We start from the raw sequence: 26,810 nt of genomic DNA, 5'->3' as shown, positions 1-26,810 counted from the left end.
CTTTTCTCTGGGGTGCGTTCAGACGCGTACTGCGCGCCTGAACGGAAGCCGTACGGCGCTCGCCGCGACCGCGGCGATGATGATCACGCCCTGGACGGCGAATTCCAGGGCCCCCGAGATCCCGTACAGGTTGAGCAGGGTGAACAGCGCCTCAAGGGTGAAGGCGCCGGCCATCGCGGCGACCACGGAGCCGCGTCCGCCGCCGAGCGCCACGCCGCCGAGGACGACGGCCGTGATGGCCTGGAACTCCAGGCCCTGCCCGACCTGGGCCGAGACTCCCGCGAAGCCGCCGAGCAGGATGCCCGCGACGGCCGCGGCCAGGCCGGAGAGGACGAAGGCGGCGATCCGGGTCCGGTTGACCCGGACCCCGGACAGTCCGGCCGCGCGCTCGTTGTCGCCGGTGGCGATGAGCCGCTTGCCGAAGTCGGAGCGCATGAGGAGGATCGCTGCGGCGCCCGCGGCCAGGAGGATGAGCACCGACCAGGGCACCGGGCCGAGGTCCTTGCGGCCGAACATCCTGAACGTCTCCGACAGCGCGCCGCGCGGGGCGCCGCCGGTCCACAGGAACACCGCGCCGGACAGGATGAGCATCATGCCGAGCGTGGTGATGAACGACGGCACCCGCAGCCCGGTGGTGATGACCCCGTTGGCGAGCCCGACCAGCAGCCCGATCACGATCAGCAGGGCCAGTACCGGCCAGGTCGCCTGCTCCTGGCCGTCGATCAGCCGGGCGGCCACCACGACCTGCACGGTGACCAGCGACCCGACCGACAGGTCGAACTCCCCGGAGACGATCACGAAGTACTGCCCGGCCGCCAGGATGACCAGCGGCGCGGCCCTTTTGAGGAAGGCGAGGAACCCTGCGGGCTCCAGGAAGAACGGGTTGACCAGCGCGATCAGCACCAGCAGCACCGCGAGCACGGCCAGGATCGGCCCCATGGACCTGAGGGCTCTCATCGGGATCGCCTCCGGGTGGTACGGCGGGCGTAGACGGCCACGGCGGCGACGATGACCACGCCGCGGACCACGTCCTTGAAGAACGCGTTGACCTCCAGCTGGTTGAAGACGCTGTCGAGCACGGCGAGCAGCAGCACCCCGCCGACCGTCCCCACGACCCCGCCCCTGCCTCCGGCCAGGGCCGTGCCGCCGAGGACCACCGCGGCGATCGACTCCAGGTCGTAGCCGCCGTCGGTGCCGACCGTGGGCGCGCCCGCGCCGAGCCTGCTCGCCAGCAGCAGCCCGGCGACGCCCGCGCAGACCGAGCACAGGACGTGCGCGGCGACGACGATCCTGCCGGTCCGCACCCCGGACAGCCGGGCCACCTCCTCGTCCCCGCCGACCGCGTAGATCCGGTACCCGAGCCTCGTGCGGCGCAGCAGGAACCAGACGGCGACCGCGACGGCGGCCCAGAGCAGCGCCGAGACCGGGACCGGCCCGATCCTGTCGTAGCCGAGCCGCTGGAAGGACTCGGGCACGCTGCCCGCGGGCCCGTCGTAGAGGTGGTCCACGATCCCCTTGACGATCAGTGCCGTGCCGAGGGTCGCGATGAAGGCGTGGACGTGCAGCCGGGTGATGACCAGGCCGTTGACCAGCCCGATCAGCGCGCTCACCGCGAGCACCGCCGCGACGCCGGGGACGATCCCGCCGTCCTGCCCGGCCATGATCTCGGCCGCGACGAGCGAGGTGAGGCTGATCAGGTACGCGACCGACAGGTCCAGCGACCCGACCAGGATCGCCAGAGTCTGCCCCACCGCGACGATGCCCAGCGCGGCCGAGCGCTGCTGGATGCCGACGACGGTCTCCAGCGTGAGGAAGTTCCCCCCGTCGAAGGCCACCAGCACCCATCCGACGAGCATGACCCCGACCAGGGCCAGGTAGATGACCTGGGTCGAGCCGATGCGGCCCGCCAGGGGGCGCCGTCCGCCTCCTTCCGGCGGGGCGGGGGCGGCGGAGCCGGCGGTGCCGGTCGCCGCCGCGGGCCGGACCTGGCCGGTCATGCCGTCACCTCGCCGGCGGCCAGGCGCATCACGGCCTCCTCGGAGGAGCCCGCCGGGAGCGCCCCGGCGACCCGGCCGTCGCGCATCACCATGACGCGGTCGCTCATGCCGATCAGCTCGGGAAGCTCGGACGAGATCATCATGATCGCCATACCGTCCTCCGCCAGGCCGCGCATCAGGTCGTGGATGGCGGCCTTGGCTCCTACGTCGACTCCGCGCGTGGGCTCATCGAAGATCAGGACCCTCGGTGCCACGGTCATCCACTTGGCCAGCACGACCTTCTGCTGGTTGCCGCCGGACAGGTAGCGGACCTCCTGGTCGGGGCGGGGCGGATGGAGCCGTACCGCCTTCAGGAGTTCGAGGACGCCGGTCCCGCCGGTCCCGCCGATCCGGCTTCCGTCGCCGATCCTGCGCACCGAGCGGGAGACCAGCAGGGCGTTGTCCCGTACGGACTGGCGCAGCGCGAGCCCCTCGGCCTTGCGGTCCTCGTTCACCAGGCCGATCCCGGCGGCCACGGCCTGCCGTACCGACACCGGCCGCAGCGGGCTCATCGTCCCGCGCGTGAACGGCTCGGCGCCGAAGAGTGCCTTGGCCAGCTCTGTGCGCCCCGACCCCTGCAGGCCGGCCACCCCGAGGATCTCGCGTTCGCGCAGTTCGAGGTCGATCCCGTCGAGCACGGCGTTGCCGCCGCCGCGCACGCTGAGCCGTACCTCACCCGGCTCCGTGCCCCTGGCGGGGAAGTAGGTGCCGAGGTCGCGGCCGACCATCAACCTGACCAGCTCGTCGGAGGTCATCCCGGCGGTGTCGGCGGTCCTGACCAGCGCGCCGTCCTTCAGCACCGTCACCCGGGTGGACAGGTCGAAGACCTCTCTCAGCCGGTGGGAGATGTAGAGGACGGCGATCTTCCGCTCCCGCAGGCGGGCCACCAGCCGGTAGAGCAGTTCCACCTCGTGTTCGGCCAGCGCCGCGGTGGGCTCGTCCATCACGATGATCCGGGCGTCCTGGGAGAGCGCCTTGACGATCTCCACGACCTGTTGCTGGGCGATGGAGAGGTGGCGGACCAGGTCACGGGAGGTGAAGGAGGTCTCGCCGAGTTCCTGGAGCAGCCGGGTGGTGGCGCTCTCCATCGCCTCCCTGTCGACCAGCCCCCGCCGGACGGGCTCGCGGCCCAGGAAGACGTTCTCGGCGACGCTGCGCTCGGGCAGCAGGTTGAACTCCTGGTAGATGATCGCGACCCCGGCGCGCTGGGCCTCGACCGGGTGGGCGAAGGAGACCTGGGCGCCGTCGATCTCGACAGTGCCCTCGTCCGGTGCGTGCACCCCGGCGAGGACCTTCATCAGCGTGGACTTGCCGGCGCCGTTCTCCCCGACGACCGCGTGCACCTCTCCGGCGGCGACGTCCAGGTCGACCCCGCTCAGTACGCGAACCCCGAGAAAACTCTTGGCGATGCCACGCATCCTCAGGATCATGGGGTGACCGCCCCGGCGTGAGACTCGATGGCGGTAAATCTCGTCAGGGATGTCAAAAGTAGGGCAAACATGTCCGAAAAGTCGGTTCCGGCGACACCGGATAGTAATTGATTCGTCGGTAACCGCCCGATTTCCTCCATGATTCCGGATGCTAAAGCGCCCTTATGCCGACGGTCAAGCAAAAGCACGTCACCATTTGGCATAATGGAACAGGTGGAGGACCTAAGTTGCTTTGACGCGGCGGAAACAAGGAGTGTTGACTGTGCGCATGCTTAGCGAAGCTAACGGTTCGATCGCCGGCGCAGGGGCGCTTCTGAACATCCTGCGCGACGGTCAGGCCAGAACGAGGGCCGAGTTGGTCCAGCTCACCGGGCTGGCCAGATCCACCCTGGCCCAGCGTCTCGACGCGTTGCTGAGCCAGCAGTGGATCATCCCGACCGAGGAGGCCATCTCCTCGGGGGGCCGCCCGGCCATCGCCTTCACGTTCAACCGCACCGCCCGCGTCGTCCTCTCCGCCGACCTCGGCGCCACCCACGCCCGGGTGGCGGTCACCGACCTCGGCACCACGGTCCTCGCCGAGCGCGCGGCCGAGGTGTCGATAGACCGCGGCCCCGAGGAGACCCTCGGCTGGCTCCAGCGCACCTTCGAGGAGATGCTCGCCGAGACCGGCCACCGCCCGGACGAGATCTGCGGCATCGGCGTCGGCCTGCCCGGCCCGGTCGAGCACAGCTCGGGACGACCGGTCAATCCCCCGATAATGCCCGGCTGGGACGGTTTCCCCGTCCCGGAGTGGCTCGGCTCGCGCCTCGGCGCCCCCGTTCTCGTCGACAACGACGTGAACATCATGGCGCTGGGCGAGCACTGGGCAGCCCGCCCCGAGGCCGACCACCTCATCTTCGTCAAGATCGGCACCGGCATCGGCTGCGGCATCATCAGCGACCGCCGCCTGCACCGGGGCGCGCAGGGCGCGGCCGGCGACATCGGGCACATCCGGGTGGCCTCGGCCCTGGACACCGTCTGCCGCTGCGGCAACGTCGGCTGCCTGGAGGCCGTCGCCAGCGGCGCCGCCATGGCCGCCAAGCTGTCCGCGGACGGGGTGCGGGCCGAGGACAGCCGCGACGTGGTCCGCCTCGTACGCGGCGGCAACACCCACGCCGTCCAGCTCATCCGGCAGGCGGGCCGCGAGGTCGGCGACGTGCTCGCCTCGATCGTCAACTTCTTCAACCCCTCGGTGATAGTCGTCGGCGGCGACATCTCCGAGGCCGGGGAGCAGGTGCTCGCCGGTCTCCGCGAGGTCATCTACAGCCGGTCGCTGCCCCTCGCCACCCAGCACCTGACGATCACCGCCAGCGAGCTGGGCGACCGCGCGGGCGTGATCGGCGCCGCCGTCATGGTCATCGAGCACGTGCTCGCCCCCGGCAGCGTCGACCGGTCCGTGTCCGTTCCCACCGTCTGACCGGTCCGTGCCCGCCCCTTCCGTCTGACTGTTCCATGCCTGTCCCTGCCGTCTGACCGGTACGTGCCTGTCCCCACCGCCTGACCGGTCCGTGCCCGTGACCGTCCTCCGGCCGGCCGTGCCCGTTCGCGCCCTCCGGCCGGTCGTGCCGTTGAGCGAACGGCGGGCGAGCGGCGCTCGTGGGACACTCGTTCGACCGATGGACGCCGAACCCGTAAGAACCGCCAGGCTCACGTTGGAGCCGCTGGCGGTGCGCCACGCGGCCGAGATGGCCGAGGTGCTCGGCGATCCGGCCCTGCACGCCTTCATCGGCGGTGCGCCCGAGACCCCCGGGCAACTCCGCGACCGCTACGCCCGCCTGGTCGCCACCCCGCCACCGGGCCGGGAGGAGTCGTGGCTCAACTGGGTGATCCGCCTCGACGCCCCGGACGGCGGCTCGCACGGCTCCTCGGACAACGACTCGAACCGACCTGTCGACGGCTCGGACGGCGACTCGGACCGGCTGGTCGGCTACGTCCAGGCGACCGTCACCCGCGACCGCGCGGCCGTGGCCTGGGTCGTGGGAACCCCCTGGCAGGGCCGCGGCATCGCCGGGGAGGCGGCGGTCGCACTCGTCGCGTGGCTCAGGGACCACGGCACGGCCACCATCGTCGCCACCATCCATCCCGACCACTCCGCCTCCTCGGCGGTGGCCCGCCGCGCGGGCCTGGCACCGACCGGCGGCAGGGTGGACGGCGAGGTCGTCTGGAGCTCCGTCCAGCTCCGGGACCGGCCGTCGCCGGGACGCGTCTGAGTAGGAATGCTCAGGGGCGGCTGAGTGCGCGCGCCCTCCCCGAACTCCCTGACCTCCGAGATGCTCAGCCCATGAAATGGTGGATTTTCCTGGTCGGGCTCGTCGCCACGGTGGTCGCGGCGTGGCTGCTCGTGTACGCCCGCGTCCCGCTCTCCACGTTCCTGTCGCTCGGGCTCGGCGCGATCAGCCTCATCTGGCTGATCGTGCTCCTCACCCTGCCGTGGAACCTCTACTTCGGGGCGCGCCAGGTGGTCCACGAGATCCACGTGTCCAGGGAGCGCGGCATCGAGGTGCCCGAGGGGCACGAGGCCGAGGCCCTGGAGATCGCCCGGCGGATGCGCCGGTTCGCCATCGGCGGCCACGTCGTCTCGGCGGCGCTCCTGGCGGTCATCACCTACTTCTCGGGCGCCTCGGTGGGCTACTACTTCGCCGGGTTCTACCTGCTGAGCACCGGTTTCCGCCCTGCGGGCGCCTACCTGTCCCACCTTCGCGAGCGGGTCACCACGCTGATGAGCGAGGCTCGCCACCCTCGCGAGGACATCGTCTCCCTTGTCGCCCGGGTGGACGGCCTGGCCGCCGAGGTGACCGCGCTGACGAAGGCGGCCGAGCGGCTCCGGGACGTCACCGAGACGCTCGGCGCCGACCTGCGGAACGGCGACGAGGCCCTGGAACGGCGGATCACCGGTCTCGCCCGGCGTTTCGAGGACACGGTGGACGGTCTCACCGACAACCACGAGGTGATCACCGGCCTCAAGGCCTTCCTGCGCCTCGTCCGCGCCGACGCCCATGATCACGGTCACGCCTGACCGTCGCTCCGCGTACGGCGTGAAGGTCCGCGTACGGCGTGAAGGTCCGCGGAAGCGGGAAGGTCCGTGTACGGCGGGAAGGGGGACTCTCAGCGGGGGATCAGCTCCTGTGACCCGCTGAGCTCCCGGGTGAACCAGGTGATGGTGCGGCGCAACCCCTCGATGACGTCGATCCTCGGTCGCCAGCCCAGCGCGGAGGCGGCCAGGGAGATGTCGGGGCGGCGGATCTCGGGGTCGTCGTCGGGGCGGCCGACGAAACGGATCGGTGATCCCGAGCCGGTCAGGTGGCGGACCGTCTCGGCCAGGGCCAGCACGGTCAGCTCTGTGGGATTGCCGATGTTGACCGGGCCGGTGAGCTCGCCGCGGGCCAGGGCCACGATCCCCTCCACCGTGTCGTCGACGTAGCACACCGACCTGGTCTGCCCGCCGTCGCCGGCCACCGTGATCGGCTCACCGCGCAGCGCCTGACGCACGAAGGTGGGGATGGCCCGGCCGTCGTAGGGCCGCATCCTGGGCCCGTAGGTGTTGAAGATCCGCACGATCGCGGTGTCGGTGCCATGACAGGTGCGGTACGCGGTGGTCAGGGCCTCGGCGAACCGCTTGGCCTCGTCGTAGACACTGCGCGGCCCGACCGGGTTGACGTTGCCCCAGTAGCTCTCGCGCTGCGGATGCTCCAGCGGATCCCCGTAGACCTCGCTGGTGGAGGCCAGCACCAGCCGGGCCTCCTTCTGCCTGGCCAGCCCCAGAACGTGCAACGTGCCCAGGCTGCCCGCCTTCAACGTCTCGATCGGATGACGCAGGTAGTCCACCGGTGAGGCCGCCGAGGCGAGGTGCAACACCAGGTCCACCTCCCCCGGCACGTGCACGAAGCCGGTCACGTCACACTCCACCAGCCGGAAGGCCGGCAACCCCACCAGATGCTCGACGTTACGCGGCGAACCGGTCAGGAAGTTGTCCAGGCAGACCACCTCCGCCCCTTCGGCCACCAGGCGCTCACACAGATGCGACCCCACGAACCCGGCCCCGCCGGTCACCACGACCCGCCGCCCGTTCACCGCACACCCACCTCCGTCAACCGCGCCACAGCATCCAGGACATCCCAGACACCGATCTCCAGCAACCCCGGATCGGGCTGGTACCCGTAGGGGTCGCCGAGACCCCCGGTCCACAGGACGGTGTGCGGCCCCGTCTCGGGAGGCCCCCACCGGGCGGGCGAGACAGGCCCGAACAGCACCACGGAGGGAGTGACGAAGGCCGCCGCCAGATGGGCCACCCCGGTGTCGCCGCAGATCAGCAGCCGGGCCCTCGCCATCAGCCCGGCCAGTTCGAGCGGGCCGGTGCGCCCGGCGAGCACGGACGTGGACGGCAGCCCGGCGAGCAGCGCCACCCGCTCGGCGAGGTCCCGCTCCTTCTCGCTCCCGGTGATCACGATCTCGTGCCCGTTGTCCCGCAGTTCCGCGGCCACGAGCGCGAACCGCTCCGGCGGCCAGCGCCTGGCCGGGTACGCGGCTCCCGGGTGGACGACGACCGGCCGCGGCCCCTCGTCACCGAGCCGGGGGCGCTCCAGTTCCAGGTCGGCGGGATCGGCCTCGATGCCGTACCAGCCGAGCAGGTCGCACCAGCGCCGCACCTCGTGCACGTCGCCCGGCCAGTCCGGTCCGTACGCGTCGGGGAAGGCCGGGTGCGTGTGGGTGAGCAACCGCGCCGGGCCGGTGCGGTGGAGCGCGGCGATGCTGTGCGGGCCGCCCCCGTGCAGGTTGACGGCGACGTCGACGCGACAGCCGAGCGGCGGTACGTGACCGGGTCCCGACACGTCGCACACCTCGTCCACCCCGCCGATCAGCGGCACCAGGGGCGCCAGCGCGGAGGGCGCGGCCAGCACGATCCGGTGGCCGGGGTGGGAGCGCCGCAGGGCGCGCAGCGCCGGGACCGCGGTGAGCAGGTCCCCCAGTCCCAGCCCGCGCAGCACCACCATGAGCGGCCGGTCCTCCGCGGATCCCGTGACATCGACGCTCCGCCCTCCGGCGTCGGTGTCGGTGTCGGTGTCGCCGACGGTCTCGAGAGGGCTCGCGTGCTCAGGTACCAGGGGGACTCTCATGTGACTGCCTCTTTCGCGAACGTCGGGGCGCTCCTCATGTCACGGCCTCTTTCACGAACGTCAGGTGGTCGACCGCCTCGACGACCCGCGTGCTCGGCACCGACGACAGGCAGGGGTGACCGGGGACCGGGCAGGTGCCGGCCCGGGTCCCCTCGCAGGGAGCCCGCCGGTCGCCGAGGATCACGGTCGGCACCCCGTACGGCGCCCAGCGCCCGGCGGGGACCACGGGGGCGAACAGGCTGACGACCGGCGTGCCGACCGCGGCCGCGAGGTGGGCGGGACCGGCGTCGGCGACGACCACCGCGCACGCTCCCTCGAGCACCGCGGCGAGCTCGGGAAAGGTCGTCCTGCCGCCCAGGTCGACGACGGACCTTCCCGGATGCCCGCCCGGCCGCCCGCCGCGCGGGGCCGAGGGGTCGTCCTGGCCCCGGCCGCCCGTCGCGACGGACTGCCCGTCGACCCAGCCCTCGGTGAAGGCGGGCTCGTCGGCCTCCTCCCAGCCGCGCAGGCGGACGGGACCACCGCCCATCCAGCCGCCCGCGAAGAGGGGGCCGGGGGACAGGCCGTGCTGCCCGACGCCGGAGGCGATCCGCGCGGTGAGCGCCCGCTCGTCCTGGCCGCCGGTCACGACGACCCTGCGGCCCGAGCGGACCAGGTCGTGGACCGTGCGTGACCAGCTCTCCTCCGGCCACGCCCTGGCCGGGGCCGACACCCCGGGGTGCAGGACCACGTAGCCGGGCGGCCCGGTGAGGTGGCCGGCGTCGGGCAGCGGGCGTCGTACGGCGAGGGTGCCCGGATCTCCCTTGGGGAGTTCGAATCCCGCCGCACCGGCGAGCCCGAGCATGCGCTCGGGCTCCGGCACGTCCACGTCCTCGTCGACGACGTGCCGCACGTCGAGCAGCGAGCCGGGGTAGTCGGCGGAGATCGCGGCGATCCTCAACGCACCCGCGAGCCTGAACAGCAGGGCCATCGGCAGCGGCGACTGGTGGCGCGAGGTGAGGATCAGCGCCTGCTCGGGGGCCACGTCCCGGATGATCCGCAGCAGCCTCAGGACGTGCGGGCCGTTCACGGGCGGCGCGGCGGGGTCGATCCACGGCGTGCGCCACTCCACCACCCGCGACACCCCGGGCAGCAGCTCGGCGGCGGCCCGGCCGTACGGCCCGGTCAGCAGCACGACCTCCCGCGCGCTCGCGGCCACCGCGCGGATCGCGGGCCCCGCCAGCAGGACGTCACCCGCGTTGTCCACGCGGGCGACGAGAACGGTGCCGGTCATCACCGCTCCCCGGGCCGGGCCACGGCGGTGGTCTCCCCGTGGACCACGGGGGCAGCCGACGGATCATGAAATATCGCGTTTTTCCCGAGAAATCTCATGGTGCTCGGCCTCTCGTTCGATATCTAATGACTACCGAGCGGAGCGGCCATACAAACCGAAAAATCGCATATAAGCGCAGTTGAGAGGATTATGCGATTACTTTTATCGCTATAAGTAATCGTTCCTAGGATTAGCTGGTTCTCCGGCCGGGTAACGAGTCGGTTCACCGCGACGGTGAATCTCCCCCGCGGGATCGAGCGCCCCCGAACGGGACCGGACGCCCCCCTGCCGACCGGACGGCCGGGATGACCCGATGACGAGATGGCCGGGAGGCCGGGAGGCCGGGGTTCAGGGGGCCGTACGGGACGGGGTGCCCGAAAGCCGGTCAGCCGGGGAGGAGGTGGGCGTTGGGCTCGCGGGCACGGCCCGCCAGCTCGGGAATCTCCACCACGGTCACCCCGGCCGCCGCGAGTTCCTCGGCCCCGTGGCAGTCGACGAAGACCAGCGGCTCGCGCCAGGCCATCACCACGCGCCGGACGCCGCTGTCCAGGATCAGGCGGGTGCAGGTCCTGGGACGCGACCTGCGCGCGCTGCACGGCTCCAGGCTGCTGTAGACCGTGGCACCGGCCAGCCGGGGGTCGTCCGGGGAGATCTTGCCGAGCGCCGACTCCTCCGCGTGGACGTGGGGATCGCCGCCCTCCCGCGAGTATCCCCGGGAGATCTCCTCTCCGCCGGCGGAGACGACCACGGCACCGACCGAGAAGGCCGTCTCCGAGGGCGGGCACGACCTCGCCAGGTCGCACGCCAGCTCCAGCCAGTCGTGGTCGCCCATCCCGACCTCCCCCGTGGACGGCATGTCAGGCCAGCCGGTAGCGCAGGAGGGTGACGTCGCCCATCTTGCGGACCTCCGCCAGGTCCATCCTGCGGCGGCGGTCGCGGGGGAAGTCCCCGCCCAGCACGAAACGCGGGGCGGCGGGGTCGCCGACGAAGAACGGGGCGACGACGAGGTGGAGCTCGTCCACGAGGTCCTCCCGCAGGAAGCGCGTGTGGACGGAGGTGCCGCCCTCGACCATCAGGCGGCGCACTCCCCGCCCGCGCAGGTCCGAGAGGACGCGGCCGAGATCGACGGTGTCGCCGCCGTCGCCGCCGTCGCCGCCGCCGCCGTCGCCGCCGCCGCCGTCGCCGTCATCCGGGGCACCGGCGTCGACCACCTCGGCGGCCCCGCCGAGACGGCCGGCGAGCTTCGCCACGGCCGCCGGCGCGGCGTACACGATCTTCTCCGCGTCACCGGCGGTGAAGAAGGCGGCGTTCGGGTCGAGGTCCCCGGTGGCGGTCAGCGTCACCTTCGCCGGAGAGGGCGGCAGGCCGCGCGCGGCCCGCTCCCGCCCGCGCTCCGGCGACCTGACCAGAAGCCGGGGGTCGTCACGGCGGACGGTGCCCGCCCCGACCAGGATCGCGTCGCAGGTGGCGCGGACCGCGTCGACCCGGTCGAAGTCCTCGTCGTTGGAGAGCAGGAGCCGGTGCGGCGTGCCGTCGTCGATGTATCCGTCGACGGACATCGCGCAGCTCAGCAGCACGTACGGGCGCTCGCCCACCCTCCACCTCCCCGGTCGGGCACCGGCCGATCGTAACAACCTCCCTCCCGGCCGCTCGCGGCGAGGCCCGCCCCCGCGCGTCCCGCCCGGCGCGCGCCCGATCGGCCACGCGACGGCGAACACGGGATGTCATCCGTACGTCAGCGGCAATTCCCCGATTGTTTACCCTCTGTTAACCTAAAACTGAAGCTTTCCAAATGAAGGGTCATAAATGCGTGTGAGCTCCCCGAGCCGTGGTCACCGGCGCTTTCCCGGCCCCCTGCGCCGTCACCGAGGGCCGACCGGCCGTCGCCTCCGCGACACCGATGCCTCGTGCGCCCGCGCCGCCCACGTCTCGTACGCCCACACCGCCCGCGCCGCCCGGGGCGAGGGAGAGGCGTGACGGCGAGCCACCCGGCGCGCGAGCGCCACGAGGGCGCGGGGCACGACCGGCGGTCCCCCCGCTGATGGGATGGACCCTGGCGTTCGCCGTCGTGGCGATCCTCTTCGTGCTGGCCAGCGGGGCCAACGACGGCGCCACCATCATCGGCCTCGGGCTCAGGTTCCCCCGCTCCCCCGGCTGGGCGGTCGCCGTGCTCCTGGTGTCCGTGCTCTTCGCCGTCCCGTACCTCCTGGGGGTCACGGTCGCGCGCACGTTCACCGAGCGGCTGGCCGGGCTCGGGACGAGCGGCGGCGCGGCGGCGTTCCTGGTGGGAGTGGTGATCGCGGTGGCGGTGGTCGCGGTGCTGACCGGCAGAGGCCTGCCGACCAGCCTGACCCTCGCGGTGATCGGCGGCATCAGCGGCGCGGGACTCGGCGCCGGGCTCCCCGTGTCGTGGCGCGACCTGGGCACCGTCCTGGCGATCGGGGCCGGCGCGCCCCTGGCCGGGCTGGCCCTGGGCTACCTGCTGGGGGCCGTGTCGCACCGCGTGCCGTCCCACCGCCGCATGCCGCGGCTGGTGTTCACCACCCACCTGCTCGCCTACTCGGCCCAGTGCGTGGCGTACGCGGTGAACGACGGCCAGAAGATGATCGCGGTGGTGAGCGTGGCGATCGGGGTGAGCCGTGACGGGCTCGGCGGGGTGGGGCCCGTCGAGGTCCCGCCGGTGTGGATGGCCGCCCTGGTGGCGATCTTCCTCGCCGGTGCCCTGACGAGCCTGGTCCGCGTCGGAGGCAGGCTGGGCCGCGGGGTGGTCATCACCCGCCCGCTGCACATCGTCTCCGCCGAGGCCGCGGCCACCGGCGCCGTCCTCGGCAGTTCGGCCCTGGGAAGCCCGGTGAGCATGACCCAGTCGATCACCGCGGGGGTGGTCGGCGCGGCGACGAGCGAGGGAGCGAGGAGAGTGCGATGGCAGGGTGTCGTGAACGTGGGTACGGCGTGGCTGGTCACGCTGCCGTCGTCGATGGCGCTGGGCTGTCTCGGCGGTCTCGCGCTGAGACTGACATGAAGCGCGCCGAGGGCGGGACCCGGAGGTTCGCGCGCGCCTGGGACGACCTGCGCGGCCGGTCGGGGCGGCGGATCGTCGGGCTGGTACGGGACCAGGTCGCCATCGCGCGGGCGGGGGCCGAGCTGGCCCGCTCGGTCGCGTCCGGCGAGATCGAGCGGTCGGCGGCGCGTGCCCGGATGGCCGACGTGGAGCACGAGGGGGACGAGGCCAGGGCCGAGCTGGTACGGCTCCTGCGACGGGTGCTGGCGACCCCGATCGACAGGGAGGACCTGTTCAGGCTCTCCCGCTCGATCGACGACGTGCTGGACCAGCTGCGCGACCACGTACGCGAGATCGACCTGTTCGGGCCGGAGGACCTGCGGTTCGCGGCCGAACCGCTGCAGGCGGTGATCGACGGTCTCGACGAGCTGGAGGGCGCCGTGCTGAAGATGATCGACGCCCCGGCCTCGGTCACCGTGGCCGTGCTGGCCACGCGCAAGGCGTGCAGCCGCGTCCGCCAGCTCTACCAGGCCCGGCTCGCCGAGCTGTTCGCCGGGCCGCTGGACATGGACACCCTGCGCAGGCGCGAGCTGCTGTCGCGGCTCGACGCGGTGGGCCGCCGGCTCGGCGAGGCCGCCGACGCGCTCGCGGACGCGATGCTCAAGCGAAGCCACTGAGGGCGCCCGGGAACGGCGGGCCGGGAACTCCCTCGCGGCCGGATTCGTCGTTCACCATGCGGCGTCCACCCTGTGACGCCCCGACGCTGAGAGGCATCTCCCGTGCGTAGCTCGTTCTTCGAAAACCTTGACCAGGACCGGCTCCCCGACCATTTCGCCCTGCAGAACGCCAAGATGCTGCGGGTGCGGCTGGGCGGGGAGGTGCTGGCCCGGCAGGGGGCGATGGTCGCCTTCCAGGGGCAGATGGACTTCGACTACGAGGGTGCGGGGAGCGTCGGCCGCTTCCTGAAGAAGATGGTCAGCGGGGAGGGCGCGCCGCTGATGCGGGTCCGCGGGCAGGGCGTGATCTTCTTCGCCGACAACGCCACCGACGTGCACCTGTTCTACCTGGAGGACGAGGCGCTCACCGTCAACGGCACCAACCTGCTGGCCTTCGACCCGCAGCTCACCTGGGACATCCAGCGCGTCCAGGGCGCGGGCGTCGCCGCCGGCGGCCTGTTCAACACCACGCTCAGGGGCACCGGCTGGGTGGCGGTCACCGCGCACGGCGCCCCCGTGCTCCTCGACGCGTCCCGGGCGCCGACCTTCGCCGACGGCCAGTCCGCGGTGTGCTGGAGCGCGGGGTTGCACGTGGGCGTCAACCGCACGATGAAGGCGGGGGCGCTGATCGGGCGAGGCAGCGGCGAGGCGCTGCAGCTCGCGTTCCAGGGAGAGGGCTTCGTCCTCGTTCAGGCGAGCGAGGGCCCGATCGTCCCCCGGTCCGGCGGCTGACCCCGGTGGTCACGGCCTGACCTGGATGAGCCCGTGGGCGCCGGTGGTCAGCCAGGGGCGGCCGGTGGCCTCCAGGGCCTTGACCACGTCGCCGTCCAGGCCGACCGCGACCTCCGACTTCAGGGTGCGCAGCGCCGCGACCGGACCGGGGAAGTACGCGGTGGCCTCGGCGAACGGGGTGGTGTGCGGCCAGGCCCTGTCGCCGACCAGACGGCGGTAGTTCAGGTCACCCTTCATGATCGTCAGTGACGCGGACGCGAAGTCCTCCCGCATGCCGACCGGCATCTCGCGGTAGGGCAGGGGCGCGCAGGAGAAGGCGTGCGCCCTGACGAGCAGCCGTCCCGATCCGAGCGCCGCCCGCAGCCGTCCCGCGGCCTCCCCCGCCTCGCCGCCCGCGGCCGACATGCGCCGCAGGCAGGCCAGGACGTCGGCCGGGGTGGCGTCGGACACGTAGTACGGCAGCGGCTTGACGTGCAGGACGACCTCGCCCGTTCCCCGGGCGTGCAGCAGGTGGTCGATCAGGACGAGGTCGGGCAGCAGCTCGCTCCCGGCGTTGTCGGCGACGAGGCAGATCCGCGCGACACCCCCGTGACCGGCCGCCGCGCGACCGGCCTCGTCATCGGGGACACCGAGGGCACCGGGAACGCCGGCCCCCTCGCCGCCGATCAGCGACCACAGGAGCGCGCTGTCGTCGGCCACCAGCCCGGATTCGCGGCCGGCGAGCTCGGGACCGGCCGCGACCCGGAACACGAGGTCGGCCCGGTTCCCCCACAGCGCCCTCAGGGTCAGCGTCTCGGCCAGCTCGGCGGGGGGCAGCGCGGCCAGGACGTCGAGCTCGCGCAACTCCTCGTCGACGGCCTCGCCGAACAGCTCGGCCTGCTTGAAGGGTTCGAACGGGTCGACGCCCTGCCACGCGCCGGGGCCGAAGTAGCCGACCGCGGACAGGAGCTTGCGGTAGAAGTAGCTCTCCGCCCACAGGAACGGCGCGTCGTCCCACCGCCGCCCGATGTGGCCCCGGTCCCAGCTCTCCCACAGGTCGCGGTCGTGCGCGGAGCCCTCCAGCGGCTCGATGACCCCCTCGATCTCCTCGAGCAGCAGGTCGAGGGCCCGGTTCACCCGGATGTCGTACGGCGTGGCGGCCCGGACCTTCTCGATCAGGGCGGGGTGCCGTTCATGAAGGACCCGCCACGGATAGGAACCGGGGACATCGCTCAGGAACTCCGGCGGATCGCAGGGCGCCGAGGGCACTCCGGACAGCTGCCGGGCATCACCGTCTGCCATTTCCGACTCCTTTTTGACGCAGGACGACTCTTGTTATGAAATATGTTTAGCTAGAGCGAACAGGCGGTCACGCCGCTTGACGGAGGGAGCCGTAGGTGGGCACATCGGAGCGTCGCAGCGGTGAGGAGCTGGACCGCCACGACGCCGTCGGAGCCCGGATGCGGCAGTTCCGCAAGGAGCGCGGTCTGACACTACGCGGTCTCGCCACTCACTCCGGGCTCTCGATCGGGTTTCTCTCGCAGGTCGAGAGGGGTATCTCCTCCATCGGCCTGACCGCGCTCAACAGCGTGGCCACCGCGCTCGACCGCAGCGTGGCGGAGTTCTTCAACGACGCGCCGCCCGAGGAGGAGACCGAGGAGGAGCGCGCCCCGGCCTCCCAGCTGCCGAGCCACTTCACCCTCACCCGCTCGGCGACGGCCGCCACCGAGTACATCTCGGGCCAGCAGACCTACCGCATGCTCTCGGCCAGGGGCCCGAACCTGGTGCTCGAACCGCTGCTGGTGCACATCGCGCCCGGCGGCAAGCGCGAGAACTCCTACGGTCACGCCGGGGAGGAGTTCGCCTTCGTGCTGGAGGGCGAGCTCCTGTACGAGGTCGACGGCGTCGAGCACCGGCTGCACCCGGGCGACAGCGTCCACCTGAGGTCGACCGTCCCGCACAGCATGTTCAACGACACCGACCGGGTCACCACGGTCGTGTCCGTGGTGACCCCCCGGCTGTTCTGACCTCCACCCGCCGGGACGGCGGAGACGGCCCGCGGCGGCGCGGGGTGAATCGGTGACGGCGCCGAACGGCCGATGACGGCGCGGGGCGATCAGTGACGGCGCAGGGCGCGGCCCGCCAGCGCGACCGCGGCCAGCGCGCCGAGCGCCCCGGCGGCGACCGCCCCGCGCCGGCGGGAGACGCGCCGCTGGATCTCGGCGTACGGCACCGTGCTGAACGACACGAGCTCGTAGCGAGAGACGTAGAAACCGGGCAGCAGCCGTTCCAGTCCGTGCTCGACGCGCTTGCGCAGCAGGAACGACCGGGAGGCGACCTTGTCGCGCATCTCGACGAAGTTCTCCAGCGCGAGCTCGGCGATGGTGTCGGTGTGCTCCTTGCGGCGGGCCCCGTACATGGCGAGGGCCCGGGGGAAGTCGTCGCCGGTCTCCTCCAGGCAGCGGTCGAGCTCCACGCAGTCCTCGAAGCCGCAGTTGGCGCCCTGGCCGTAGAAGGGGACGATGGCGTGGGCCGCGTCGCCGAGCAGGCCGACCACCGCTCCGGCGGTGCCGCGCACGTGCCAGGGGCGGGCCCGCATGGTGACCAGGTGCCCGATCGGGTTGTGGGCGTAGTCCCCGGCGAGGTCGGGCATGAGGGCGCGGGCGTCGGCGTAGTTGGCGGCGAAGAACTCCTCGAACCGCTCCGCGGTGTCCAGCTCCGCGAAGCTGCCCGGACCCGACTTGGGCCAGAACAGCGTGCAGGTGAAGGACCTGTCCGGGTTGGGCAGGGCGATCATCATGGCCTTGCCGCGCGGCCAGATGTGCAGCGCGCCCGGATCGAGGGCGAACCCGCCGTCGCGCGCCGGGATCGTCAGCTCCTTGTAGCCGTAGTCGAGGTACTCCTGGCTGAAGTCGAAGCCGGGAATGAACTGCAGCCGTCCCCGTACCGCGCTGTAGGCGCCGTCGGCGGCGAGCACGACCGGGGCGGCGCGGGTGACGGGACCGCCGGGCGTGTCGAAGTCCATCCGGCCCGAGTCGACGTCGAGCCCGGTCAGCCGGTGCTCGAAGAGGGCACGGACCCCGGGCATGCCGAGGGCCGCGTCCAGCAGGGTGCGGTTGAGCTCCGAGCGGCTGATGGAGTTGATCGCCCGACGTCCTCCGGCGCTGTACGGCTGGAAGGCGAGCGTGCCGTCGGGGGCGTGCGTCATCCGGCCGGGCATCGGCAGCGCGGCCTTCAGCACGGTCTCGTCCAGCCCGATCCGGCGCAGCGCGTCGATCCCCCGCTCGGAGATCGCCAGGTTGATCGAGCGCCCGCGCTCGGGGGCGGCCCCGCGCGGGTCGGGCCTGCGCTCGTACAGGGTGACCTCGTAGCCTCGGCGGGCCAGGTAGCAGGCGGTCAGGCAGCCGACCAGCCCGGCGCCGACCACGGCGACCTCGCCGGGTGAACTCATGCCGGTCTCACCTCCCCGGCGAGCGCGTCGGCCGCCCGCCAGCAGTCGTGGAACGTGGAGTACATGGGCACGGGGGCGAACCGGATGACGTCCGGGCGCCGCACGTCGGCGAGGACACCGTGGACCTCGTGCAGCCGGGCGGCCAGGTCGGCGACACCGACGGCGCCGGCGCCGCCCCCGGTCACCCGGAGGGAGAGCTGGGCTCCGCGCCTGGCCGGGTCGGCGGGCGTGACGATCTCCAGCGGGCGGTCGCGGGCCACCTCGGTGAGCAGCCGTTCCAGATAGCCGGTGAGCGCCAGGCTCCGCTCCCGCAGCGCCGCCATGCCGGTCTCGGCGAACATCCGCAGCGAGACCCGGACCGGGGCCATGGCGAGGATCGGCGGGTTGGAGATCTGCCAGGCGTCGGCGGTGGGGACGGGGACGAGTTCGGGCCGCATCTCGAAGCGGGTCGCCTGCTCGGTGCTCCACCACCCGGCCAGCCGGGGCAGTTCCGGGTCGGTCACGTGGCGCCGGTGCACGAAGCAGCCGGCGACCGCGCCGGGACCGGCGTTGAGGTACTTGTACGAGCACCAGGCCGCGAAGTCCACGTCCCAGTCGTGCAGCGCGAGCGGCACGTTCCCCGCGGCGTGCGCGAGGTCCCAGCCGACGAGGCACCCGGCCGCGTGCCCGGCGGCGGTGACGGCGGGGATGTCGAGGAACTCGCCGGTCAGGTAGTTGACCCCGCCGAGGAGCACGAGCGCCACCCGGTGTCCCTCGCGGGCCAGGTAATCCGTGATGTCCTCGGTGCGCAGGCAGTCCTCACCCTCGCGGGGGCGCAGGCGGACCACCGTCTCGTCGGGGTCGAGGCCGTGGTGCACGGCCTGGCTGCGCACCGCGTAGCTGTCGGAGGAGAAGGCGTGGTCCTCGATGACGATGCGGGTGCGCTCGCCCGCCGGACGGTAGAAGGTCGCCATCATCAGGTGCAGGTTGACGGTGAGGGAGTTCATCACCACGGTCTCGTCGGGGAACGCGCCCACCAGGGCGGCGGCGTCCTCGCGCAGCTCGGCGTGGTAGGGCAGCCAGGGATGTGCCGCCCGGTGGTGTCCCTCGACCGCGTGCAGGGCCCAGTCGTCCAGCTCGGCGGAGATCGCGGCGCGGGCGGCACGGGGCTGGAGGCCGAGCGAGTTGCCCGCGAAGTAGGCGACCTCGGGGTAACGGCAGGCGGCGGGGGCGGGCGGGACGAGGAACTCCGCGCGGCGGCACACCGGCTTCCCTGCGCCCCCTGCGCCCCCTGCGTGCTCGGTGTGCTCGGCGTGCTCGGCGTCGGCGGCCAGCGCCTCCCGCTCGCCGAGGCCTCCGGGGCTTCCGGAGCCGCCGGGACCGTCATGTCCGCCCAGGTCACGGCGCGGGCCACCGGCCGGGTCGCCACGCGGGTCACCACGTGGGTCACGGAGGTCGCCGGGACGTCCCGTCCTCGCGGCCGTCACGCCGACACCTCGATCGCCGGGCCTCCGGCGCGCTCACTCGTCACGTCATCTCCTTCTCCCCTCTCATGTTCACCCATACTGAACTGAGGTGAAATTAGCGGCGCGCGACGATTCCGGCCGCACGCTTTGCGGACGGAAGGTTCTCCGGGCATCCGGTTTCGAGATGACGGAGCGTCACCAGGGAGGGCGGCGTCTCACGCTCGGTTAACGCGTTGTCGCCACCTTCTTCGGGGAAAGGTCCAGCGACGGCAGCACCTCGGTGCCCAGCAGCTCCACGCCGCCGTCGTCGGTGAGACCGTGCGGCGTACCGAACTCCACCCGGTGCGCGCCCGCGTCGAGGAGGGCCTGGGCCTGTGCGGCCACCTGCTCCGGGGTGCCGGAGAAGGCGAACAGGTCGAGCAGGTCGCCGGGGATCAGCCGCCCGGCGTCCTCGTCCCTCCCCGCGCCGACCAGCTCCTTGACCCGGCCGAGCAGGTCGGCGGGGATCTCCACGGTCGGATCGAGGTCGGCGACCACCGCGAGGTACATGGCGACCTCGGCGCGCGCCCTGGCGCGGGCCGCGGCGCCGTCGGCGTCCACGACGGTCACCGCGCCCAGGACGACGCCGATCTCGCGAGGGTCGCGCCCGGCCGCCACCGCCCCGGCCGCGACCCGCTCGCGGATCACCCCGACCATCGCCGGGTTCGCGCTGCCGCCCACCTTGATCTCGTCGGCGACCCGCCCGGCCAGCGCCGCCCCTCGCGGGCCCCAGGCGCCGAGGAGCAACGGCGGCCGGGCCCGGTGCACGGGGTAGCGCGGCCGGGTACCGGGCGCGAGACGGAACATCTTCCCCTCGTACCCGCCGGTGTCACCGGCCAGCAGCCGGTAGACCACCTCGGCGGCCTCCGCCAGGGCGGTCAGCGGCCTGGGCTGGGCGATGCCCACCGCGCCGAGCCAGGTGCCGCGCGCCAGGCCCAGGTAGGCGCGGCCGTGCGAGGCCAGGTCGAGGGCGGCGAGCTGCCCGGCGATCTCGTACGGTGCCGTCGAGTACGGGTTGAGACAGGCCGCGCCGAGCCGCACCCTCTCGGTGGCGGCGGCCATCTCCAGCAGGGGGAAGATCGGCGGCTGGTACATCAGGTCGCCGAACACGCTCAGCACGTCGAAGCCGTGCTCCTCGGCGCGGCGCGCGAGCCGCGCGTAGTCACCGGCCCGCTTGTCGCTCTGCAGGCCGAGACCGATCTCAGCGGCCGTCATCGCGAACCCCCGGCCCGGCGGCCGGCGCGGCCCCCCTCAGGTCGGCGCTCATCGCGAACCCCCGGCTCAGCGGTGGTCATCGCGAACCCCGGCTCGGCGGTGGTCATCGCGGTCCCCCTCGGTCGGTCGTCATCGCGAGCCCCCTCAGGTCAGGTCGGCGGAGTTCATCCGGCGGCGGCGGGCCCGCTCGACCCGCATCACCAGCCGCTCCTCGGGATCGGGGCAGGCGAACAGGGTGTCCCGCTCCAGCCAGTCGCCCTCGGCGAGGTCGCGCTGCTTGGCGGCGAGGAAGGGCAGCACCGAGGCGAGCGCGTAGACGCAGAAGTGCTCGCCGTCGGGGAGCCGCAGGTGGGCGCTGTTCTCCAGCGTGAAGCAGTCACCCACCTCCATCCCGCAGACGGATCTGCCCTCGATGCGGTCGACCACCACCCGCAGGTCGTACAGCTCCATGTCGCCGTCGCCGTCGCCGTTCCCACCGATGTCGTCCATGCCGGTTCCTCCCCCGGCCCGTCCAGGCCGTGATCCTCGCTGCCGTACGGCGTGCGGCCCGGCCTGTGGGGGTACCGCCTCCGGCTCGGCGTCCGCGCGGGCGGCCGGCCTCCGGTTCACGATGTGAGCAGTTCGGAGTGGTGGTGCACGATGAGCCAGTCGCCGTCGACGCGGCGCAGCACGTCGGTCACCCGGCTGCGCCGCGCGGGCCCGCCCGGCGGTTCGGCGACGAGCACGTAGCGGGCGACGCCGGTGTCGTCCCACACGTCGATCCGCTTGTCCTCGGCCGCCAGCCGGTCGAGGCGGGGACGGGCGCCCGAGCCGTCCCGGCCGTCGCGGTAGGCGTCGAGTTCCGCCCGGGTCCGCAGCGGTCCCGGCAGGTGCGTCTCCCAGGTGGTCACCTCGTCGTGCAGGTGCCCGTCGAACCGGCGGCGGTCGGCCGCGAGGAACGCGTCGTACATGTCGTCGATGCCCGCCGCGATCAGGCCGGCGTCCGCGCCGGAGGCGGTGTTCATGGTTTCTCCCATCCCGACCGGTCGTCGCGGACGACCCGGCCGCCCTTCATCACCCAGCGGACCCCGCGGAAGGCCGAGGTGTCCGCGAGCGGGTCCGCGTCCATCGCGATGAGGTCCGCGTACTTGCCGACCTCGACGGTGCCGAGATCGGCGGCGGCGCCGAGCCAGCGCACCGGGCCGAGCGTGCCGGCGTGGAGCGCCGCCGCCGGGCCGAGGCCGCCCTCGGACATGCACTCCAGCTCGCGTACCGAGGCGTTGGTCCCCTCGAAGTCCCAGAACGGCGGCATGTCGCTGCCCAGCAGGACGTCCACCCCCGCGTCGAGGGCCATGGCGTAGCTCTCCAGGTGCCGGGGTCCGGCACCGAGCGAGCGGCACTGCATCCACTCCGGCACCCCGAGCTCGTCGAAGAACTCCTTGCAGCGGGTGACGAGCAGTGTCGGCACCAGGGAGGTACCGCGTTCGGCCATCCTCTTCGCGACCTCGGGGGTGAGCTGGTAGCCGTGCTCCACGCAGTCGAGGCCCAGCTCGACGGCCTCGGCGATCACCGCCGCCGGGCCCGCGTGCGCGGTGACCTTGCGGCCCCAGGCGTGCGCGGTCTGCAGTGCCGCCGCCAGCTCGTCGGAGAACAGCTGCGGGGTGTCGATCCTCTCGTGCTCCCCGGCGATCCCGCCCGAGATCATGATCTTGATGAGGTCGGCGCCCGCCTTGACCTGGCTGCGCACCCCGCGCCGGAACCCGTCGGCGCCGTCGCACTCCAGGGTGTCGCTCCCCTCGTGCCCGTGGCCACCGGTGCACACCAGGGCGCGACCGGCGGTGAAGATGCGCGGGCCGATCGCCCGGCCCGACTCGATCGCCCGGCGCAGCGCGAAGTCGGCGTGGTCCTTCTCGGCCACGCACCGCACCGTGGTGACCCCGCAGTGCAGGGTGCGCCGGGCGCCGTCGGCCATGTAGAGGGCGAGCTCGTGCGCCGTCATGTTCTTCACGCTGTCGCCTCCCCGGCCGGGGAGCGACAGGGACAGGTGGGTGTGCATGTTGACCAGGCCGGGGGTGACGTGCGCGCCGTCGAGGTCGACCGGGTGGGCGTCGCCCGTCCGCTCCAGGATCTCCTCGCGGGGGCCCACGGCCGCGATCCGGTCGCCCCGGATCCACACCGCCGCGTCGGCGATCCGCCCCTCGTCACTCGCCGCTCCGGCCGCCGTACGGCTCCCCGGGGCCGCACCGGGAACACCGCGGGCGCGGGCGTCGGTGACGGTGCAGTTGACGAGGACCACGTCGTTGACCGCGCCGTTCATCGGGCCCTCCCGATGTCGAAGACCTCGTAGATGACCGGGTTGAAGGCGGTACGGACGAGCGTGGCCCGCATCTCCTCGGCGGCCGAGGTGAGACGGCTGCGCACGACCCCGACCCTCGCGCCGTCCACCCGGACGCGCCCCTCACCGGCGGGGGCGGCCTTTCTCCCGTCCGGGGCGACGGGTGCGACGTCTTCGAGGGCGAAGGGCTCAGACATCGTCGATCCCGTAGGTGCGGCGGGCTGCGTCGGGTGAGACGTAGCCCTCGGCGACGTCGCGGCGGACGAGCTCCGGATCGCGCTCGCGCGGATCGCCGTGCCCGCCGCCCCCGGCCGTCAGCACCGTGACCCGGTCCCCGACCTCCACCCGGGTCCGCTTCGTGCTCACCCGCTGCTCGCGCTCGGTGCCGGGAAAGACCACCACCTGGTTGGGCTCGGGCTCCAGCCCGCCCTCCAGCGCCCACGGCCGCGACCGCGTCTTCTTGATCACCGACAGGAACTCCCCCGGCACCACGAAACGGATGTCACGCCGCAGCCCCACCCCGCCCCGGAACCGCCCCGCACCCCCGGAGTCCTCCCGCAGCTCCACCCGCTCGAAGAACATCCCCGTCCTGGCCTCCAGGACCTCGATCGGGGTGATGCGCCCCGTACTGCCCGAGACGTGGGTGGCGGCGTTCATGCCGTCGTGGGAGGGGGTGGCACCCCAGCCGACCGGGTCGTTGTTGCTGACCGCGAACATCTGCCCGGTCTCCGGATGGATCCCGACCATCATGAACCCCGGCACGTCGCCCCCAGAGGAGGCCGGCAGCCGGTCCGGCATCCCCTGCGCCAGCGCCTTCAGGATGAGCTCGACCGCGACGATGCCGGTCCAGAGGGTGAACGTCGGCTGCGGGTAGACGGCGTGGAAGAGCGTGCCCGGCTCGGCCCGCACCTCCAGGGGAACGGTCGTACCGAAGTTGGACGGCTCGTCGGGCGAGGTGAGCGCCTTGAGGACGACCTTGCAGATCGCGATGGTCGCGCCGAACGGCATGTTGACGGGACCGGGCACGGCGGGCGCGGAACCGGCGAAGTCGACGGTGAAGGTGCCGTCGGCGATGGTGACGGTGACCTGCATGCGGACCGGTTCCTCGGTGATCCCGTCGTCGTCCAGCCAGTCGACCGCCGTCCACGAGCCCTGCGGCAGCTCGGCGAGGGCGGCGCGGGTGCGCGCCTCGCCGTCCTCGACCATCCGCCGGACCGCGGCGTCCACGGTCGGACGGCCGAACTTCTCCAGGATCTCCAGGAACCGGCGCTCGCCGGTGCGCAGCGCGGCGACCTGCGCGTTCAGATCACCGATCACCAGATCCGGCATCCGCGAATTGAACCGGATCAACTCGATGATCTCCCGATTCGGCACACCCCCCGAGAACACCTTCGTTCCCGGAAAGATAATCCCCTCCTGATGCATGTCCGTGGAATCCAGCACATACCCCGGATCCTTCGCCCCCAGATCCATCCAATGAGCCCGCACACACAGGAAACCCACCAGATCAACACCCACGAACACCGGACAGAACAACGTCGCGTCATAGGAATGCGCCGCGTTCCAGTACGGATAGTTCAACAACACCACATCACCCGGGCACAGATTCTCCCGCCCCACATACTCCACACCCTTGCGCAGGGAGAAGTCGTTGGCGCCGAGGAAGAAGGTGAGCCCGGTGGCCTCGGCGATCAGCCGCAGGTCCGCGTCGTACATCGACATCCCGAAGTCGTGGACCTCGTAGATGACCGGGTTGAACGATGTGCGGATCAGCGTGGCCCGCATCTCCTCCGCCGCCGCGAGCAGGTAGCTGCGCACCACCTCGGCGGTCGCGCCGTCCAGCCGGGCGCCTTCCGGCCGGGCGCCGTCCGTGCGCGTGCCGTCCGGGTGCCCGTCGTCCTGTCGCCCGCCGTCCAGCCGCTCCGTCATGACTCCGCCTCCACAAGCCGTACCAGCAGGTAGCCGTGCTCCTCGACCTCGACCCGCTGTCCCGAGGGGACCACGGTGGTCGAGGTGCCCTCGTCGACCAGGGCGGGCCCGTCGAACGCGTCACCGGGCTCCAGCAGCGCGCGGTCGTAGACGGCGAACGAGGCCGTGGCGCGGGTGCCGAAGTCGTAGGCGTCCCTGCGGGCGAGCAGCGCCCGGCTCGCGTCGCCGTCGCCCGGCGGGCGCACCACCAGCTCGGGCCTGTCGGTACGGCCGACGCCGCGCACCCTCAGGTTGAGGATCTGCACCCGGTTGTCCATGGCGTGCCCGTACCGCGCCGCGTGGGTCTCCTCGAACGCCCGCCTGATCGCGTCCCGGTCGAGGTCGCGGCCCGCGGTGACGATGAGCGAGTGCTCCTGCCCCAGGTAACGCAGCTCGAACCGGCGCTCGAGGACCATGCGCCCGGCCGGGACCCGCTGCGCCTCCAGGGAGGCGACCGCCTCGGCCTCGACGCCCTTGAACACCGCCTCCAGCCCGTCGAGGTCGGCGTCGTCCAGGGTGGCCGCCACCGTACGGGAGAAGTCGTCGACGATGTCGGCGCTGAGCATGCCCCAGGCGGAGAAGCCCGACGGGGCGAACGGCACGATGACCTCGCCGATGCCCATCTCCGCCGCGAGCAGCGGGGCGAGCAGCGGCCCGGCCCCGCCGAACGCGAGCAGCGAGAAGCCGCGGGGGTCGTGTCCCCGCTCGACCGTGATCTGCCGGACCGCGCCGACGGTCCTGGCCAGCAGCACGTCGAAGACGCCCGCCGCCGCGGCCTCCGGGCCGAGCCCGAGCGGCCCGGCCACCTGCTCGTCGAGCGCCGCGCGGGCGGCGTCGGCCCGCAGCTCCATCGCCCCGGCCAGGAAGCGGGCCGGGTCCACGTAGCCGAGGACGACCGCCGCGTCCGTGACAGTGGGGCGGGTGCCGCCCCGGCCGTAACACACCGGGCCGGGGTCGGCACCCGCGCTCTGCGGCCCCACCTTCAGCAATCCCCGCTCCAGCCACGCGATCGAGCCCCCTCCGGCGCCGATCGTGCGGATGTCGTAGGTGGGGATCAGCAGCGGGAAGTGCTCCAGCTGCGCCTCGTAGGCGGCCACCGGGGACCCGTGCTCGATCACGCACGCGTCCAGCGAGGTACCGCCGATGTCGAAGGTCAGAAGGTCCCGGCGACCGAGGGCGGCGGCGATGTGCGCCGCGCCCACGATGCCGCCCGCCGGGCCCGACAGCACGGTGTGCGTCGGGGAGGTCTTGGCCACGGCCGACGTCATGGAACCGCCGCCGGACCGCATGATCAGGAATCGCCCGCCGAACCCGCGCTCGGCCAGCCCGCGCTCCAGCCGGTCCACGTACCTCTCGAAGATCGGCCGGATGTAGGCGTCGAGGACGGTCGTGCTGGTCCGCTCGTACTCGCGGTACTCCCTGACGATGTCGGTGGAGACCGAGACCGTCACGTCCGGGTACGCCTCGCGGATGATCCGGGCGGCCTCCCGCTCGTGGGAGGGGTCGAGGAAGGAGTGCAGGAAGCAGACGGCGATCGACACCACGCCCCGCTCCTCGACGAGGACCCGTGCGGCCTCCCTCACCCCGGCGGCGTCGAGCTCCTCGACCACCCGGCCCCGGTGGTCGAGGCGTCCCCGCACCCCGGCGGTGTGGCGGCGCTGTACGAGGCTCTCGGGCCGCTCGTACTGGAAGTCGTACATGTGGTCGGCGGGCACGTTGCCCCTGCCGATCAGGAAGATGTCGCGGAAGCCGTCGTTGGTGAGAATCCCGGTGGGCTCGCCGCGCCGCTCCAGGACGGCGTTGAGGCCGAGGGTGGTGCCGTGGATGAACAGTTCCACCCGCGACAGGTCGGTGCCGAGCGCGGTGACCGCGTCCAGCACGCCCTCCCAGGGGCGGGCCGGGGTGGTCGAGGCCTTCCTGAAGCGCACCTCGTGGGTGCGCGTGTCCAGCTCCATCGCGTCGACGAAGGTGCCGCCGATGTCGACGGCCAGCCGGAGGTGCTTGAGGTCGGGCATCGCG

Annotated in this window: 25 protein-coding genes; 7 read left to right on the top strand and 18 right to left on the bottom strand. The window is 72.6% G+C overall.

Annotated elements, in window-relative coordinates; genetic code table 11:
- Nucleotides 1–18 precede the first annotated feature (18 nt).
- Genes ACTOQ3_RS17015 through ACTOQ3_RS17005 form a run of 3 tightly spaced genes read right to left on the bottom strand, consistent with a single transcriptional unit; the run spans nt 19 to nt 3,454 of the window.
- Entirely contained in the window at nt 19–957 is a 939-nt protein-coding gene (locus ACTOQ3_RS17015) for an ABC transporter permease (RefSeq protein ID WP_440084356.1), read from the bottom strand.
- On the bottom strand, nt 954–1,997 hold the full coding sequence (locus ACTOQ3_RS17010; protein WP_440084355.1) for an ABC transporter permease: 1,044 nt from the start codon (nt 1,995–1,997) through the stop codon (nt 954–956). The genes ACTOQ3_RS17015 and ACTOQ3_RS17010 overlap by 4 nt, the downstream gene beginning before the upstream one ends.
- Nucleotides 1,994–3,454 carry a sugar ABC transporter ATP-binding protein gene (locus ACTOQ3_RS17005; RefSeq protein ID WP_440084354.1) on the bottom strand — a complete coding sequence of 487 codons (1,461 nt, stop codon included), beginning with the start codon at nt 3,452–3,454 and terminating at the stop codon, nt 1,994–1,996. Before ACTOQ3_RS17005 ends, ACTOQ3_RS17010 begins: the two co-directional genes overlap by 4 nt.
- A gap of 280 nt (nt 3,455–3,734) precedes the next feature.
- Between ACTOQ3_RS17005 and ACTOQ3_RS17000 the strand changes: the two genes are divergently transcribed.
- The 3 genes from ACTOQ3_RS17000 (at nt 3,735) to ACTOQ3_RS16990 (ending at nt 6,521) form a co-directional block, all read left to right on the top strand.
- On the top strand, nt 3,735–4,922 hold the full coding sequence (locus tag ACTOQ3_RS17000; RefSeq protein ID WP_440084353.1) for an ROK family protein: 1,188 nt from the start codon (nt 3,735–3,737) through the stop codon (nt 4,920–4,922).
- 199 nt (nt 4,923–5,121) lie between these two features.
- The gene (locus tag ACTOQ3_RS16995; protein ID WP_440084352.1) at nt 5,122–5,715 is read left to right on the top strand and encodes a GNAT family N-acetyltransferase; all 594 of its coding nucleotides are present in this window, start codon (nt 5,122–5,124) and stop codon (nt 5,713–5,715) included.
- A 71-nt stretch (nt 5,716–5,786) separates the two neighbouring features.
- Entirely contained in the window at nt 5,787–6,521 is a 735-nt protein-coding gene (locus tag ACTOQ3_RS16990) for a hypothetical protein (RefSeq protein ID WP_440084351.1), read from the top strand.
- Between the two features lie 89 nt (nt 6,522–6,610).
- On the opposite strand, the gene ACTOQ3_RS16985 is transcribed toward ACTOQ3_RS16990, so the two are convergent.
- From ACTOQ3_RS16985 to ACTOQ3_RS16965, 5 genes are all read right to left on the bottom strand, one after another.
- Nucleotides 6,611–7,576, bottom strand: coding sequence for a UDP-glucuronic acid decarboxylase family protein (locus ACTOQ3_RS16985; RefSeq protein WP_440084350.1), 966 nt, complete (start codon nt 7,574–7,576; stop codon nt 6,611–6,613).
- Complete coding sequence (locus ACTOQ3_RS16980) at nt 7,573–8,619, bottom strand: glycosyltransferase family 9 protein (protein WP_440084349.1); 1,047 nt, start codon at nt 8,617–8,619, stop codon at nt 7,573–7,575. Before ACTOQ3_RS16980 ends, ACTOQ3_RS16985 begins: the two co-directional genes overlap by 4 nt.
- Before the next feature lie 34 nt (nt 8,620–8,653).
- A complete protein-coding gene (locus tag ACTOQ3_RS16975; protein ID WP_440084348.1) occupies nt 8,654–9,892 on the bottom strand; it encodes a glycosyltransferase family 9 protein in 1,239 nt (412 codons plus the stop codon).
- A 424-nt stretch (nt 9,893–10,316) separates the two neighbouring features.
- Nucleotides 10,317–10,763: a dCMP deaminase gene (locus ACTOQ3_RS16970; protein ID WP_440084347.1), complete on the bottom strand. Its 447-nt coding sequence runs from the start codon at nt 10,761–10,763 to the stop codon at nt 10,317–10,319.
- 25 nt (nt 10,764–10,788) lie between these two features.
- Nucleotides 10,789–11,526, bottom strand: a complete 738-nt coding sequence (locus ACTOQ3_RS16965) for a RibD family protein (protein ID WP_440084346.1) — start codon at nt 11,524–11,526, stop codon at nt 10,789–10,791.
- A 446-nt stretch (nt 11,527–11,972) separates the two neighbouring features.
- Here ACTOQ3_RS16965 and ACTOQ3_RS16960 point away from each other — a divergent pair, with 446 nt between their 5' ends.
- The 3 genes from ACTOQ3_RS16960 to ACTOQ3_RS16950 all read left to right on the top strand — a co-directional run bounded on the left by ACTOQ3_RS16960 (nt 11,973) and on the right by ACTOQ3_RS16950 (nt 14,380).
- Nucleotides 11,973–12,953, top strand: a complete 981-nt coding sequence (locus tag ACTOQ3_RS16960) for an anion permease (RefSeq protein ID WP_440084345.1) — start codon at nt 11,973–11,975, stop codon at nt 12,951–12,953.
- Nucleotides 12,950–13,609 (top strand): DUF47 domain-containing protein, encoded by a 660-nt coding sequence (locus ACTOQ3_RS16955; RefSeq protein WP_440084344.1) that lies wholly within the window; start codon nt 12,950–12,952, stop codon nt 13,607–13,609. Before ACTOQ3_RS16960 ends, ACTOQ3_RS16955 begins: the two co-directional genes overlap by 4 nt.
- Before the next feature lie 102 nt (nt 13,610–13,711).
- Nucleotides 13,712–14,380: an AIM24 family protein gene (locus ACTOQ3_RS16950; RefSeq protein WP_440084343.1), complete on the top strand. Its 669-nt coding sequence runs from the start codon at nt 13,712–13,714 to the stop codon at nt 14,378–14,380.
- Between the two features lie 9 nt (nt 14,381–14,389).
- On the opposite strand, the gene ACTOQ3_RS16945 is transcribed toward ACTOQ3_RS16950, so the two are convergent.
- Nucleotides 14,390–15,661 (bottom strand): damage-control phosphatase ARMT1 family protein, encoded by a 1,272-nt coding sequence (locus tag ACTOQ3_RS16945; RefSeq protein WP_440084342.1) that lies wholly within the window; start codon nt 15,659–15,661, stop codon nt 14,390–14,392.
- Between the two features lie 95 nt (nt 15,662–15,756).
- Here ACTOQ3_RS16945 and ACTOQ3_RS16940 point away from each other — a divergent pair, with 95 nt between their 5' ends.
- Nucleotides 15,757–16,386: a helix-turn-helix domain-containing protein gene (locus ACTOQ3_RS16940; RefSeq protein ID WP_440084341.1), complete on the top strand. Its 630-nt coding sequence runs from the start codon at nt 15,757–15,759 to the stop codon at nt 16,384–16,386.
- Nucleotides 16,387–16,475: 89 nt separating this feature from the next.
- Here ACTOQ3_RS16940 and ACTOQ3_RS16935 read toward each other — a convergent pair whose 3' ends face one another.
- The 9 genes from ACTOQ3_RS16935 to ACTOQ3_RS16895 all read right to left on the bottom strand — a co-directional run bounded on the left by ACTOQ3_RS16935 (nt 16,476) and on the right by ACTOQ3_RS16895 (nt 26,806).
- Complete coding sequence (locus ACTOQ3_RS16935) at nt 16,476–17,810, bottom strand: FAD-dependent oxidoreductase (protein ID WP_440084340.1); 1,335 nt, start codon at nt 17,808–17,810, stop codon at nt 16,476–16,478.
- Entirely contained in the window at nt 17,807–19,276 is a 1,470-nt protein-coding gene (gene kynU, locus ACTOQ3_RS16930) for a kynureninase (RefSeq protein ID WP_440084339.1), read from the bottom strand. The genes ACTOQ3_RS16935 and kynU overlap by 4 nt, the downstream gene beginning before the upstream one ends.
- A gap of 204 nt (nt 19,277–19,480) precedes the next feature.
- Complete coding sequence (locus ACTOQ3_RS16925; protein ID WP_440084338.1) at nt 19,481–20,509, bottom strand: LLM class flavin-dependent oxidoreductase; 1,029 nt, start codon at nt 20,507–20,509, stop codon at nt 19,481–19,483.
- Between the two features lie 144 nt (nt 20,510–20,653).
- Nucleotides 20,654–20,998: a TIGR04076 family protein gene (locus ACTOQ3_RS16920; protein WP_440084337.1), complete on the bottom strand. Its 345-nt coding sequence runs from the start codon at nt 20,996–20,998 to the stop codon at nt 20,654–20,656.
- Between the two features lie 116 nt (nt 20,999–21,114).
- Nucleotides 21,115–21,513 (bottom strand): DUF4440 domain-containing protein, encoded by a 399-nt coding sequence (locus tag ACTOQ3_RS16915; RefSeq protein ID WP_440084336.1) that lies wholly within the window; start codon nt 21,511–21,513, stop codon nt 21,115–21,117.
- Nucleotides 21,510–22,805 (bottom strand): amidohydrolase family protein, encoded by a 1,296-nt coding sequence (locus tag ACTOQ3_RS16910; RefSeq protein ID WP_440084335.1) that lies wholly within the window; start codon nt 22,803–22,805, stop codon nt 21,510–21,512. Before ACTOQ3_RS16910 ends, ACTOQ3_RS16915 begins: the two co-directional genes overlap by 4 nt.
- On the bottom strand, nt 22,802–23,020 hold the full coding sequence (locus tag ACTOQ3_RS16905) for a hydantoinase B/oxoprolinase family protein (RefSeq protein ID WP_440084334.1): 219 nt from the start codon (nt 23,018–23,020) through the stop codon (nt 22,802–22,804). Before ACTOQ3_RS16905 ends, ACTOQ3_RS16910 begins: the two co-directional genes overlap by 4 nt.
- The gene (locus ACTOQ3_RS16900) at nt 23,013–24,752 is read right to left on the bottom strand and encodes a hydantoinase B/oxoprolinase family protein (protein WP_440084333.1); all 1,740 of its coding nucleotides are present in this window, start codon (nt 24,750–24,752) and stop codon (nt 23,013–23,015) included. Before ACTOQ3_RS16900 ends, ACTOQ3_RS16905 begins: the two co-directional genes overlap by 8 nt.
- Complete coding sequence (locus ACTOQ3_RS16895) at nt 24,749–26,806, bottom strand: hydantoinase/oxoprolinase family protein (RefSeq protein ID WP_440084332.1); 2,058 nt, start codon at nt 26,804–26,806, stop codon at nt 24,749–24,751. Before ACTOQ3_RS16895 ends, ACTOQ3_RS16900 begins: the two co-directional genes overlap by 4 nt.
- Nucleotides 26,807–26,810 lie beyond the last annotated feature (4 nt).

The sequence above is a fragment of the Streptosporangium sp. LJ11 genome (assembly GCF_051918945.1).
Lineage (GTDB): Bacteria > Actinomycetota > Actinomycetes > Streptosporangiales > Streptosporangiaceae > Streptosporangium.
Note: the sequence above shows the minus strand (reverse complement) of the source record. Positions and strands in the feature narration are given on the sequence as shown.